Genomic DNA, 13,004 nt, shown 5'->3' with positions numbered 1-13,004 from the left:
TGGCAAAAAGCCAAAGTTGTACTAAGAAAATAAATAGCTAGCGTAAAATCGAATTGCTTCTCTCCTACTCTAGCTATCTAAAATTATTACTCTGCCGAAGCAGTATCGTCTGATTCATTATTTATAACTGCATCAGAATCAACCTCTTGAATCTCTTCTGGATCTTTGACAATTTTAGTAACTGAAGAAATTTCATCAGATTCGTTTTTCAAACGAATTAACTTCACTCCTTGTGTATTTCTTCCCATTACTCTTAAATCTGCCACTGCGATACGAATCAAGATACCTGCTTTTGTGATAATCATTAAATCATCATTGTCAGTAACATCCTTAATCGCTACAAGATTTCCAGTTTTATCTGTAATATTCAAAGCTTTCACACCTTTACCACCACGGTTTGTCAAGCGGTATTCCTCTACATCAGAACGTTTACCAAAGCCTTTTTCAGAAACAACTAATAATTGTTGTGACTCTGGGCTTTCTACGCAAACCATACCGATAACTTTTTCACCTGGATTCTCTTCATCAAGCCATATACCTTTCACACCAGCTGCTGAGCGACCCATAGGGCGTACACGATTTTCTTCAAAGTGCACCGCACGACCAGAGTTTGTCGCAATGATAATATGATTATTACCATTTGTCAACGCTACATCCAACAATCTATCTCCTTCACGAATGGTTACCGCAATGATACCATTTTGACGAGGACGGGAGTACGCTTCAAGAGATGTTTTCTTGATTGTACCATCCTCTGTACACATTACGATAAAGTTGTTATTGATATAGTCGGCATCAGTAATAGACTTCACGTTAATAACCGAGCGAATAGAATCTCCACTCTCGATATTCATCAAGTTTTGCACTGGACGGCCTTTGGCATTTTTCGAACCTTCAGGAACTGCATAAACACGTAACCAGAAACATTTACCTTTTTCAGTAAAGAATAAAAGCCAGTTGTGCATGGTCGCCGTAAACAAATGCTCAGTATAATCGTCATCTTTTGTAGCTACAGCACGAGAGCCTACACCACCACGACTTTGAGCTTTGTACTCAATCAAAGGAGTACGCTTGATATAACCCTGTGCTGAAACTGTGATTAACATTTCATCATCAGCAATCATATCTTCAACAGAGAACTCATCGTCAGTCATGTTGATTTGCGTACGACGCTCATCTCCATAACGTTCTTTTACTTCTGTCAACTCAATTTTGATAATTTCTAACTGTCTTTCTGGACGAGCTAAAATATCTTCTAAGTCTTTGATTTGCTTTTGAATTTCTTCATATTCAGCCATAATCTTATCACGTTCCATACCTGTAAGGCGTTGGAGACGCATCTCAAGAATTGCTTTTGCCTGAATTTCAGAAAGGTTAAATGATTGGATCAATCCAGCCTGTGCTGTATTCGGGTCGCGAGACTCACGAATCAACTTGATAACAGCATCAAGATTGTCTAGTGCAATAATAAAACCTTGTAAAATGTGTGCACGCTTTTGAGCTTCTTTCAAATCGTACTGAGTACGACGAACGATTACTTCGTTGCGGTGTTCTACAAAATAATGAATCAAATCTTTCAAGTTCAATGTCATTGGGCGACCTTTTACCAAGGCAACGTTGTTGACACTAAATGAAGATTGAAGAGCAGTATGTTTGTATAAATTATTCAATACAACGTTTGGAACTGCGTCGCGTTTTAGATCAAAAACTACACGCATCCCTTGACGGTCTGATTCGTCACGAATCTCAGAGATACCTTCAATTCTCTTATCGTTTACCAAATCTGCACACTGTTTAATCAAGGCAGCTTTGTTTACCATATAAGGAATTTCCGAAACGATAATTTGCTCTTTCCCTGTTTTAGAAGTTTCGAAGGTAGCGTTTCCACGAACAACCACACGACCACGACCCGTTTCAAAAGCATTCTTGATACCCTGCACACCATAGATCGTACCACCTGTAGGAAAATCTGGAGCCTTAATATACTCCATCAATTCTGGGATGGTGATATCTCTGTTATCGATGTAAGCAGTAATACCATCCACAACCTCACTCAAATTATGAGGAGCCATGTTGGTAGCCATACCTACGGCGATACCAGAAGTACCATTCAATAAAAGGTTGGGGATTTTTGCTGGAAGTACTGTCGGCTCTTCAAGCGAGTCATCAAAGTTTGGTTGAAAATCAACAGTTTCCTTATTGATATCTCCCAACAACTCTTCAGCAATACGCTTCAAGCGAGCTTCAGTATAACGCATTGCAGCAGGTGAGTCGCCATCAATCGAACCAAAGTTACCTTGTCCGTCTACCAATGGATAGCGCAATGACCACTCCTGAGCCATACGAACCATGGTATCATATACTGATGAGTCGCCATGTGGGTGATACTTACCAAGCACCTCTCCAACAATACGAGCAGATTTCTTATAAGCTTTATTATAATTGACGCCTAGCTCATCCATTCCAAATAGCACACGGCGGTGTACTGGTTTCAAGCCGTCACGGACGTCAGGTAATGCACGGGATACAATTACGGACATTGAATAGTCAATGTACGCTCCCCGCATTTCGTCTTCAATGTTGATGGGGATAATGTTACTAATTTGATCTGACATATTCTTTGATTATGTATTTCGGGAATGAAATTCAATAATTATTTCTGTTTTCACCTCTCATTCCTTATTAATCATGGATAATATTGGAAAGTTTAGTAGATGTTGAGATAAACTAAATGCCAAAAATTAGCCTATATATACAAATTTCGTGAATTTTTCGGGGGTTTGCAAATATCAGACCAGTTAGTATATAACTGGTACATTGATTTTAATTGGTTTCTAATTTTTCTAAAACTGAGCTTAAAATTAGCTTAAGATACCAGAAAGATAATTTATTCAGAGAACAGACCGTCGTAACCAAAAATTAACCATCTAGCATCGTAAAACAAGGTGATTGTGAAACAGATTCTTTCATACATCCATTTTACTCGAATATATTCCTGGTAATTTCAATTAAATACATGCAGGATAAGATTAAAGTTATATGTTTAGGCACAAGGCACAGAGTGTTAAAATTTTTTTATTACCCACAGCCATGCTTTTTTCCAAAACCCACCGCAGAAAGCCGTTACCTGAAAGCCTCGAGCATAATCTTAAATTTTATTTTGCCCACTAACCTTGGTATTAATGCAAAATAAAATTGAATTAAAATGCTTTAGGCTGTAAGCCGTAGGCATTAAGCAAAAATGTATTCATGATTTGTTAGAAATACTTTTTGCTTGTGGCATATAGCTTAAATTATTTCATGAAACAGACTCTCTAATTCTTAGCCTACTGCATAAGTCCTAGAACTTAAAGCGGGTAAAAGTATTTCAATTTTGCCTAAGTAGGCATTTTACAGGCATCAAGAATCATTAAGTTCTAGGACTTATAAAATAGCTTAAAAGTTAAAAACGTTTCTCATGGAATAATGAAAACCTTCCTGTGGCGAACAAGATAATTCTCGTTTATTCAAACTTGCTTTGACGATTGCTTTGGTAATTTTACTTTAGATAAATTTGGTTTTATGTACCACCAATAAATGACTAATTTTTGTAGATTTACATCTATAAAATAGAGATGAAAGAGGATATCCATCATTTCTAAAACAATTAACCAATAAAGCTTTATGTTAAAAACCTCAATTCAACGTTTGCTATTAGTTCTTGCCTTATTAGTAGGATTTAATTGGCAAAGCATAGCAATGTCTTTTTCTGAAGGTATTCACCATGTTGAGAAACAGAATGATTTCAGAAAGAAAAAACACAAAAAGAAAAAAGACGAAAATAGTCAAAATAATACTGACAAGATTAAGTCTAACGGTGAGATTCCAAGTAAAGTTTATGAGGTTTTATCCCATATTAAATCAAATGGCAAACCAATAGATGGTTATGTTGGAGGACGGAAATTTGGGAATTATGAAAAACTACTACCTCAAGAGGATGAAGAAGGTCGAAAGATACAATATCAAGAATGGGACGTAAACCCCAAAGTAGAAGGTAAGAATCGTGGTACCGAAAGAATTGTGACAGGCTCTGATGGAAAAGCTTATTACACCAATGACCATTACAGAAGTTTTCAAGTAATTCAAAATTCTAAACAAACAAGTAAATCAAATCATGGCAAATTTTAAAATATTGAGCGAGCTTTGTGTGATAGTGCCAAATGAGAATCAAGTTGTAGTATATGTAGATGGTGAGGAGAATTTAAGCATTGAGCAATTTTATCATACGATTGCAAAACAGTTACAGTTCCCTTCAGATTTTGGCACCAACCTTGATGCCTTTGACGAAATGCTGAATGATTTATCGTGGCTAGCTCAAAATGAAATTTTTATTGTATTCAGAAATTATGATGATTTCTTGGCGGATGAAAATGACGAGCTAAGAGAAATTCTTTTGACTATAATGGATGACGCTGCAGAGGAATGGAAAAGTGATGCAGGAACAAAATCCCTAAAAATTCTTATCGAGCCTTCTGAGTTGGGAGTTGATGATTTAGAGACTATCGGAATTTCTTATGAAGATGAGGCATAGAATAACCTCTCTCCTACTGAAAATCCTATTGCTCGACAATCGCGTGAGACTTAAATGAACCATCATAAGGTCAATTTTAGGTGTTTTATGCGATTCTCAGGCGCTTCATAGAGCTAAAAAAGGCTATTTTTACCTAAATTTCAGGGTAAAAATAGCCTTTTTTAGTGGTATCAAAAATACCAATTTTACGTAACTATCTAATAATCAATAAATTATAAAATATCTGTTTTTTTGCTCAGAATTGAAGATTTTAGTCAAAAAACAAAAAAACGTACTTTATTCAAGTACGTTTTTTACTTATTTTCTTCCTGAGGATTCTCGAATCACAAGATGTGTTTTTAAAACTCGAACTTGTGGCTTATAAAATTCTTGTCCATCTTCTATTTGGTTAATCAATAACGAAGTTGCAATTCGACCAATTTCTGTAGTTGGTTGTGCAACACTAGAAAGTGTTGGTGTTAAAAAACTACAAATAGGTTCGTCATTAAAACTTACCACAGATACCTCGTCTGGTACAGAAATTCCTTTTGAGCGTAAAGCCATCATGGAGCCGACCGCTAGTCTGTCGCTTACTACAACCAAACCATCTGGTCTATCCGTGAGGTTCATCAATCCATGCGTCAGTGCGATGGCTTTGTCTAAGTTATATTCTCCATGTACGATCAACTCGTCCTTAAAGGGAATGTTCAAATCTTGTAGTGCTTTCCTGTATCCTTCGATTCTTTGATTGCTTACTGTAACACTTTTGGGTCCTGCCAAAAAAGCTATTTCTCTACATCCATTTTGATAAAGATGAATAACTGCTTCATAGGCCGCCCCCACGTTGTCGACCATCACTTTAGAAACATCTATTCCTACAGCATCTCTATCAAAAAACACAATTGGAATACCTTTTCTTATAAGCCGATTAATATGGTCATAATTGGAGGTTTCTTGCGAAAGCGAAATAATAAATCCTTCTACCTGTCCTCTGGATAAAGTTTGTAAGTTTACCAACTCTCTTTCGTAGCTTTCACCCGTTTGAGTCAATAGTAAAGTGTAGCCACGATATAAGGCTTCTGCCTCTATACCTTTTATAACAGATGAGAAAAAATGATAACCTAAATCAGGCACTATAACACCTAATGTCTTAGTTCTACTTTTTACTAAGCTTGTAGCTAAAACATTGGGTTGGTAGTCCCATTCTTTTGCCAGATCAAGTACAGCCTGACGAGTTTCAGGCTTGATATCAGGCATATCTCTCAGCGCACGAGAAACGGTTGCAACTGAAATATTCAAATGCTTGGCGATATCCTTGATTGTTACTTGATGAGCCATAAAAATGAATTACTTTAGAAAAATAAATAAACAAATATAAGCAAGTTTTTACGCAAATCAGCCGATTACGGTAACTTTTGCACGAGTACAAACACCGCCAATTGGTGGGTTAAATTTAGATACTCCCACCTGAACTTCATTTACATTAGGATATATTTTACGGATTTCATCAATAATCAACTGCCCTACATGCTCGAGCAATTTAGATTTTGTTTGCATAACTCCTGCGATAATCCGATATAAATCCTCATAATTAACGGTATCTTTTAATTTATCATTCTGTGCGGCAGAAGAAAAATCAACAGATATCTTCACATCTATCTGATAACGGTTTCCTATTTTACGCTCTTCCTCATAATATCCATGATAGGCAAAAAACTCTAGTCCCTCTAATTCAATTGTTCCCATTTTAATTGATAAATTTAATTTGACCGAAAATATAAAGAGTCAGGCAGTTGTGCTACCTGACTCCATGAAATTTGTTATTTTATTATCTAGAAAGCATCAAAAAAAGAACCTCCCCCATTGGCAATTCCACCAGGATTATCTTTTTTCAATTCCTCCATTACAGACGAAACTGTTGGAAGCCCTTTGCTGTCACCAGACTTTTTTATTTTTTTGATAAACTTGTATGGGTCTTTAGCCTGCGCATTTTCTTCAGTATTTTCATCACTTGAAGCAACAACCTCTGATGTTTCTTCCTGTGGCTCTTCTACAACTTCATTTTCTTCAGCTATGGCTTCAATAGTTGGAACGTTTTCAGGAGTTTCTATTGGTTCTGGTTGTTGTATAAGACTTTCTAACAAAGGATTATCAATAACATCAGCTTCACTTTCTAGGATTGATGATAATGAAGGAAGTTTTTCATCAATTGAAAACTCTGAAGCTTCCTGCTCATCCTGTAAGACTGAAGATACTGTTGGAAGCTCTCCTTCTTCTTCATCAAAAACATCAGGATCAATTTCTTGAGTGATATTCTCAACGACAGCTGGTAATTCCTCTGTTGCGATACTAGCCTCTAGTGATTCTTCCACCTCTGCAATTGGCTCTTCTATAACAGGAGTAATTCCTTCTGCTGGAGTAATTTCTGGATCATTAGAAATAGTGGTACGTTCTTCAAACTTCGAAATTTTATCTAGTGTATCGGTTGCAAACTTTTTCAACTCCAATACCAACAAATCTTTATACTTTTCAAGCGACTTGGTATCTCTCTCAAAAGTTTTCAATTTGGAATCAGCTTCTTCCACTAAAAACGAAGCACGAGCTTCGGCATCTGCTATCGCAATATTTGATTGTCTTTTGGCATCTTCCTCAATCTGTGCAGCTTGGGCTTTTGCTTCTTCTACAATTTTTTCAGCTGAAAGCTTAGCGTCATCAATAATCTTTGAAGCTTCTTGATGTGCTTTTTCATTGATTTCTTTTTGAGCTTCTTCTGCTACCTTAATAGTTTTGAATAAGCTTGATTCTATCTCCTTCACACGAGTAACCTCCTGCTCGGCTCTATCAAGTAATTGTTTAGTCACTCTTACTTCTTCAGCAACTCTTTCCCATTCTTGAGAAAGCGAAAGTAAAAAAGCATCAACTGACTCGGTATCATATCCACGAAAGCTTTTGTCGAAGGTATGTTGTCTGATTTCTAAAGGAGTAATTCTCATATATCTTTTATTTTGTTTGTAGCACGAGCAGTTTGATTTTTCATACTACAGTACTACAAAGGAATAGCTAAATATCTAGTCTAAGTAATTTTCCAAACAGAGACATTTCTATCATCGGAGCCAGAAATCAAAAGCGAAGATTCTTGTAACCAAAGAAGTTTATTAACAGATGTACCATGACTAGCGTGGCGAGCTTTGTCAATTACTTTTTTAAGTTTAAAGTTTTCGCTGTCCCAAACTTTTATTGATTTGTCCATACTACAAGTGGCAAACAAAGGCAAGTTGGGATGAAAACAAATGTCATTTATGGCAAACAAATGAGCGACAATATCCTGTTGAAGTTGATAATTTTCGGAAACATTCCACACTTTTAGATGTGCATCTCGTCCTCCTGTTAAGAGAAATTTATAATCAGGAGAATATTTCACAGTAAATACAGAGTTGGTATGCGCTTCAACTACTAATTTCAAAGAAAAATCGGTTAAATCAAATATTTTAACCGTAAAATCACTGTAGCCAACTGCAATTTCTTGGGTTACTGGGTTAAAATCAATAGTTCTAACGCTTTTATCTGAAGCTTTTATATGCTTTCGAATAGACAATAACTCCATGTCTATTACTACGATAGTCCCGTCTGATAGGCCTACAAAAGCCTGATTATCAAATAATTTTATTACAAAAATAGACGCATTTGAAATCTTCAATGACCCCACTTCCTTTTTATTTAATATATCCAGAACTTGTATTCCGTCAAAGTTTTGACCTATCCACAAATGATTACGTTTTTCATCAAACGCTAGAGCATATACAGACGTCGGAATTTTAGCAAATAATTCTCCAGTATCTGGTTTTTCTACATTCCAACGCACGACCAAGCCATCACCTCCTGATGAAAAAAACTGGCTAAGACTATTTCCCTTCTCGAGAGCATACACACAATCACGATGACCTGAAAAAGTATCAAATTTTTCTACTAACATATACGCAAATTTTCCTCATTTGGTTTAACCAATAAGGTTTTATATTACAAAAGTACTTGTTTTATTACCAACCTCAAAACTCCTATAAAAGGTTTTGAAGAGTTTAAAAAGTTTCTGAAATTTGAACTTCATTTCAATCAAAAGCTATTTATGCCCATTTTTTTTAATCAAAAACTAAGCGAAAGTCAAATTCTTTGTGTCTGGAAAATTGAGGAAGATGTATCTTTTTATACAGCCTATTTAGGTATTTCCGAAAATCAAATAGAAGATTTATCTAACAGTACGCATCCTCAAAAGCAACTAGAATGGCTTGCAAGCAGAACTTGTTTGAAATTTGCATGTCAAGAAATGGACATTGAATTTTTAGGTGTTTTAAAAGATGAGTTTTCAAATCCTTGCCTCGTAAATCATCACGCTAATATTTCAATTACACATGCAGAAAAATTTGCAGCTATTAGCATCGACCTTGAAAAACCTGTGGGCTTAGATACCGAAAAAATTTCTAGCAAACTAGAACGAGTGGCAAAACGCTTTTTGTCTGAAAATGAGATAAGTGTCCTCGATGGTACACCCGAACAAATTGGCGTGTATTGGTGTGCCAAAGAGAGTTTATATAAATGGTACGGTAAAAAGAAAATGAGTTTGAGAGATAACATCTATATCAAACCATTTGTCAATCAGACTGATAAGATTGTTGGAGTTGTAGACTTTGAGGATATTACTGAAGAACTTTTATTAAAGGTTTTTTACTGGGAAGACTATATTTTGACAGTGACTGTATAAATGGAATGAGTGGTAATTGAGTAAATGAATTATGATTTTCACCCTGCCTCTGATATTTAATCATCCCAACCTTTCAGTATCAAAAAAGCGGTCGAAATATGTTTTTCGATCGCTTTTTTGATGCCTTGTTTAAGAACAAACTTAATTATAAAATTGATAGAGACTCGTGTATGCTAGGTAATTAGTTGCATTAAAATTGCATCTAGTTCTTTTACTTTTTCGGTATCGCCAATTTTCTCAAACGCAATTATTAAGTTTCTCAACACTCTTCTAATAATATCAATATTCTCACAAGGTTGATAAAAAATTTCCTCTTGTCCAATATTCAACTGTTGCAAATAGTTATCAATATCCGTTTTACTAAAGACCAACCCCCTATTAAATACATTGATATAAAATTGCACCTTGTCAGTTTTATAGGTTAGTATAAACAAGTTGGGAAGATTTACTCCATAAATTGGCAACTTAAGTTTCTGGGCTACAAGCATATAGATAACACATAACGAGATAGGATTTCCTCTGTGAGAATCTAAGACCACATTAATCATTGAGTTCGAAGCCGAATGAAAATGTTTGGTATTTGCACCAAATTTATGCTTCGAGAAAAATACATGATTTAAGGTTTTTATCTGATCCATTGGGTGCATATCATCTCTTAACTCTGTCCATGCATCCACATATATAGCATTTATCTCAGCTTCTAATTTTTCAAGTGAAAGCTCTGGGTATTGGTAAGTTGCAACGGCCCACATTCCTTTCAAAATATCCTGAGCTCCTGTATTATACCATTCCACAACTCTTTTTTCGAATGAACCAAATTGCAAATCATGAATCAAATCCTCCAATTTTCTTTGAATCACAGGACTCAGAGAGGACTCTTCCCATCTGTCTTCTAAATAAGGTATAATATTCCCTCCCAAAGATTTAATCTTTGACTCTACCATCGTAACCACCTCTGTATCCTCGTCATCCAATAAGGATACTAAGGCCTTCAGTTCTGAATCTCTCAATTCCATAAAATACACATTATAAACCATGAATAAGCTTTTGCTTGCGATACGGTATTTTATCTATACCTAACGATTAAGTTTGGTTGATATTTCTAAAATCGCTCGTCAAAAACTCATAATATTTGATTAACACAATTTAAGCGAATGAGTTCATATCTCCATCTATTTTTATAGAAATATTATTTCCTCTCAAAAACCTTTTCCATGATTAGTACAACCGTTTGTACATCAATCATAAACCTCTTAGTTAGCAATAGAACTTATTTTGCAAATCATTGATTACCATATAGTTATTTGAATTTTAAAAGTAAATCAACTTTAAAGTGACCTTTCTTTCCTTATCTATTTTAGGAGCTTTCAGTAAGTTCTACAAGTGTATATAACGTTTCAAAATCGTACATTTGTAATGAGTAATTTTGATTGAAATAACAGTTTTATCGGCATATTTTACCAAAAAGAAGTCTGTAAAACTTGATAAATATTACCAAATACTCACAATTCAAAAATATAATTTTTTTTAGATTTCGATATTATTAACTTTGTTATCGAAAGCAAATCTTTCTTAATCTTACCATGATGAAAATACTTGTAACTGGAGGAGCTGGATTCATTGGCTCACACACTGTTGTTGAGCTACATCACGCTGGCTATGAATCTATTATCTTCGACAACTTTTCAAATTCTGAAAAAGCGGTACTTGCTGGGCTCGAAACTATTATTGGGAAACCAGTAACATGTTATGAAGCAGACATCAATGACCCTGCTGCTTGGGATAAAGTTTTTACAGAAAATAAAATCGATGGTATTATTCACTTCGCAGCATTCAAGGCAGTAGGCGAATCTGTAAGCGAACCATTAAAGTACTACAGAAACAATGTGGCAGCCACCGTTTTGATGTTAGAAAAAATGGCTGAACACCAAGTTTCAAATTTGGTATTCTCTTCTTCATGTACTGTATACGGTCAGCCAGAAGCATTACCTGTAACTGAGCTATCAAAAGTGCAGCCTGCTAATTCTCCTTATGGCAACACAAAACAGATTTGTGAAGAAATTATCAAAGATACAGTTGCAACCAATAAAGGATTGAAAGCCATATCTCTTAGATATTTCAATCCAATCGGAGCACATGAAAGTACACTAATTGGCGAATTGCCTTTGGGAGTTCCTGCCAATTTGGTACCGTTCATTACTCAAACTGTAGCTGGTTTACGTGGTCAATTATCTGTATTTGGTGATGATTATCCTACTTCAGATGGTACCGCAATTCGTGACTACATCCATGTGGTAGACTTGGCTAAAGCCCATGTTGCTGCTTTGGCACTTCTTTTGAAACAACAAGAAAAGACAACATATTATGATTATTTCAATATCGGTACAGGAACTGGTAGTTCGGTATTGGAAGTAATCACGGCGTTTGAAACAGCCACTGGATTGAAAGTTGATTACGCTATCAAACCAAGAAGAGAAGGTGACGTAACAGCAGTGTATGCTGACTGTAGCAAATCTAACGAAATCTTAGGTTGGAAAGCTGAAAAAACTTTGACAGAGGCACTAGGCGATGCTTGGAAATGGCAACTTGCTGTGGTAAATCGTAAGTAATTTTATTAGAAAAATAATACAATGAAAAAAATTCTCATTACAGGTGGTGCTGGTTTTATCGGCTCTCATGTGGTAAGGTTGTTTGTGACCAAGTACCCAGAATACCAAATCTTCAATCTTGATAAATTGACTTACGCAGGTAATTTGGCAAACTTGACAGATATCGAAAATCAACCAAACTATACTTTTGTAAAAGGCGATTTGGTAGATGCCCCATTTGTTGACGCACTTTTTGCTGAACATAACTTCGATGGTGTTATCCACCTCGCAGCCGAGTCACATGTTGACCGTTCAATTACTGATCCAATGGCTTTTGTTTTGACAAACGTAGTTGGTACCGTAAATCTATTGAACGCTGCCAAAAATACTTGGAAAGGCAATTATGACGGCAAAAGATTTTACCATGTTTCAACAGATGAAGTTTATGGTGAGTTACATAACCCTGAAGATTTCTTTACTGAAACTACAGCTTATGACCCACGTTCGCCATATTCTGCTTCAAAAGCATCTTCAGACCATTTTGTGAGAGCGTACGGAAATACTTACAAAATGCCTGTAGTGATCACTAACTGTTCAAACAATTACGGACCAAATCACTTCCCTGAGAAGTTGATTCCTTTGATGATTCATAATATCCTTAACAACAAACCTCTACCTGTATATGGTAAAGGCGAAAATGTTCGTGACTGGTTGTTTGTAATTGACCACGCTCGTGCCATTGATACGGTATATCACAAAGGCGTACTTGGTGAGACTTACAATATTGGTGGTTTTAACGAATGGAAAAATATTGACCTAGTAAAACTTCTTTGCTCGGTTATGGATAAAAAATTGGGACGTGCAGAAGGTACTTCTGAACAACTCATCACTTATGTAACTGACCGTGCTGGTCATGATTTACGTTATGCCATTGATGCAAACAAAATCATGAAGGAGCTAGGTTGGGAGCCATCACTTCAATTTGAAGAAGGTTTGGAAAAAACCGTAGATTGGTTCTTAGCTAACACAGAATGGTTAGATAACGTAACTTCTGGGAATTACCAAAAGTATTACGAGACCATGTACGAGAATCGTTAATAAACCGATATTG

The 13,004-nt window shown here is 35.8% G+C and carries 11 protein-coding genes; 5 read left to right on the top strand and 6 right to left on the bottom strand.

Annotated features, from left to right (window positions below; all coding sequences use genetic code 11):
* Nucleotides 1-86: 86 nt before the first annotated feature.
* Entirely contained in the window at nucleotides 87-2,615 is a 2,529-nt protein-coding gene (gene gyrA, locus GVN22_RS06120) for a DNA gyrase subunit A (protein ID WP_166550161.1), read from the bottom strand.
* A 1,048-nt stretch (nucleotides 2,616-3,663) separates the two neighbouring features.
* Here gyrA and GVN22_RS06115 point away from each other — a divergent pair.
* Complete coding sequence (locus tag GVN22_RS06115) at nucleotides 3,664-4,167, top strand: ribonuclease domain-containing protein (protein ID WP_205690802.1); 504 nt, start codon at nucleotides 3,664-3,666, stop codon at nucleotides 4,165-4,167.
* On the top strand, nucleotides 4,154-4,570 hold the full coding sequence (locus GVN22_RS06110; RefSeq protein ID WP_166550160.1) for a barstar family protein: 417 nt from the start codon (nucleotides 4,154-4,156) through the stop codon (nucleotides 4,568-4,570). The genes GVN22_RS06115 and GVN22_RS06110 overlap by 14 nt, the downstream gene beginning before the upstream one ends.
* A 297-nt stretch (nucleotides 4,571-4,867) precedes the next feature.
* Here the strand turns inward: GVN22_RS06110 and GVN22_RS06105 are convergent, their stop codons facing one another.
* The 4 genes from GVN22_RS06105 to GVN22_RS06090 all read right to left on the bottom strand — a co-directional run bounded on the left by GVN22_RS06105 (nucleotide 4,868) and on the right by GVN22_RS06090 (nucleotide 8,522).
* On the bottom strand, nucleotides 4,868-5,887 hold the full coding sequence (locus GVN22_RS06105; protein WP_166550159.1) for a LacI family DNA-binding transcriptional regulator: 1,020 nt from the start codon (nucleotides 5,885-5,887) through the stop codon (nucleotides 4,868-4,870).
* Nucleotides 5,888-5,944: 57 nt separating this feature from the next.
* Nucleotides 5,945-6,295, bottom strand: a complete 351-nt coding sequence (gene folB, locus GVN22_RS06100) for a dihydroneopterin aldolase (RefSeq protein ID WP_166550158.1) — start codon at nucleotides 6,293-6,295, stop codon at nucleotides 5,945-5,947.
* 86 nt (nucleotides 6,296-6,381) lie between these two features.
* A complete protein-coding gene (locus GVN22_RS06095) occupies nucleotides 6,382-7,542 on the bottom strand; it encodes a DivIVA domain-containing protein (RefSeq protein ID WP_166550157.1) in 1,161 nt (386 codons plus the stop codon).
* A gap of 80 nt (nucleotides 7,543-7,622) precedes the next feature.
* Nucleotides 7,623-8,522 carry a WD40 repeat domain-containing protein gene (locus GVN22_RS06090; RefSeq protein ID WP_166550156.1) on the bottom strand — a complete coding sequence of 300 codons (900 nt, stop codon included), beginning with the start codon at nucleotides 8,520-8,522 and terminating at the stop codon, nucleotides 7,623-7,625.
* A 150-nt stretch (nucleotides 8,523-8,672) separates the two neighbouring features.
* On the opposite strand from GVN22_RS06090, the gene GVN22_RS06085 reads away from it, so the two are divergent.
* On the top strand, nucleotides 8,673-9,305 hold the full coding sequence (locus GVN22_RS06085) for a 4'-phosphopantetheinyl transferase superfamily protein (RefSeq protein ID WP_166550155.1): 633 nt from the start codon (nucleotides 8,673-8,675) through the stop codon (nucleotides 9,303-9,305).
* A gap of 173 nt (nucleotides 9,306-9,478) precedes the next feature.
* Here GVN22_RS06085 and GVN22_RS06080 read toward each other — a convergent pair whose 3' ends face one another.
* Nucleotides 9,479-10,321 (bottom strand): transglutaminase-like domain-containing protein, encoded by an 843-nt coding sequence (locus GVN22_RS06080; RefSeq protein ID WP_205690801.1) that lies wholly within the window; start codon nucleotides 10,319-10,321, stop codon nucleotides 9,479-9,481.
* A gap of 570 nt (nucleotides 10,322-10,891) precedes the next feature.
* Here GVN22_RS06080 and galE point away from each other — a divergent pair.
* Both galE and rfbB read left to right on the top strand, forming a co-directional pair.
* A complete protein-coding gene (gene galE / locus GVN22_RS06075) occupies nucleotides 10,892-11,914 on the top strand; it encodes a UDP-glucose 4-epimerase GalE (protein WP_166550240.1) in 1,023 nt (340 codons plus the stop codon).
* 21 nt (nucleotides 11,915-11,935) lie between these two features.
* Entirely contained in the window at nucleotides 11,936-12,991 is a 1,056-nt protein-coding gene (gene rfbB / locus GVN22_RS06070) for a dTDP-glucose 4,6-dehydratase (RefSeq protein ID WP_095165376.1), read from the top strand.
* Nucleotides 12,992-13,004 lie beyond the last annotated feature (13 nt).

The sequence above is a fragment of the Cellulophaga sp. BC115SP genome (genome assembly GCF_009905545.1).
Classification (GTDB): Bacteria; Bacteroidota; Bacteroidia; order Cytophagales; family Spirosomataceae; genus Flectobacillus; species Flectobacillus rivi.
Note: the sequence above shows the minus strand (reverse complement) of the source record. Positions and strands in the feature narration are given on the sequence as shown.

Excerpts from the sequence above, each read along its gene's own strand:
- gyrA (WP_166550161.1), bottom strand. The coding sequence starts at position 2,615 with ATGTCAGATCAAATTAGTAACATTATCCCCATCAACATTGAAGACGAA.
- GVN22_RS06115 (WP_205690802.1), top strand. The coding sequence starts at position 3,664 with ATGTTAAAAACCTCAATTCAACGTTTGCTATTAGTTCTTGCCTTATTA.
- GVN22_RS06110 (WP_166550160.1), top strand. The coding sequence starts at position 4,154 with ATGGCAAATTTTAAAATATTGAGCGAGCTTTGTGTGATAGTGCCAAAT.
- GVN22_RS06105 (WP_166550159.1), bottom strand. The coding sequence starts at position 5,887 with ATGGCTCATCAAGTAACAATCAAGGATATCGCCAAGCATTTGAATATT.
- folB (WP_166550158.1), bottom strand. The coding sequence starts at position 6,295 with ATGGGAACAATTGAATTAGAGGGACTAGAGTTTTTTGCCTATCATGGA.
- GVN22_RS06095 (WP_166550157.1), bottom strand. The coding sequence starts at position 7,542 with ATGAGAATTACTCCTTTAGAAATCAGACAACATACCTTCGACAAAAGC.
- GVN22_RS06090 (WP_166550156.1), bottom strand. The coding sequence starts at position 8,522 with ATGTTAGTAGAAAAATTTGATACTTTTTCAGGTCATCGTGATTGTGTG.
- GVN22_RS06085 (WP_166550155.1), top strand. The coding sequence starts at position 8,673 with ATGCCCATTTTTTTTAATCAAAAACTAAGCGAAAGTCAAATTCTTTGT.
- GVN22_RS06080 (WP_205690801.1), bottom strand. The coding sequence starts at position 10,321 with ATGGAATTGAGAGATTCAGAACTGAAGGCCTTAGTATCCTTATTGGAT.
- galE (WP_166550240.1), top strand. The coding sequence starts at position 10,892 with ATGAAAATACTTGTAACTGGAGGAGCTGGATTCATTGGCTCACACACT.
- rfbB (WP_095165376.1), top strand. The coding sequence starts at position 11,936 with ATGAAAAAAATTCTCATTACAGGTGGTGCTGGTTTTATCGGCTCTCAT.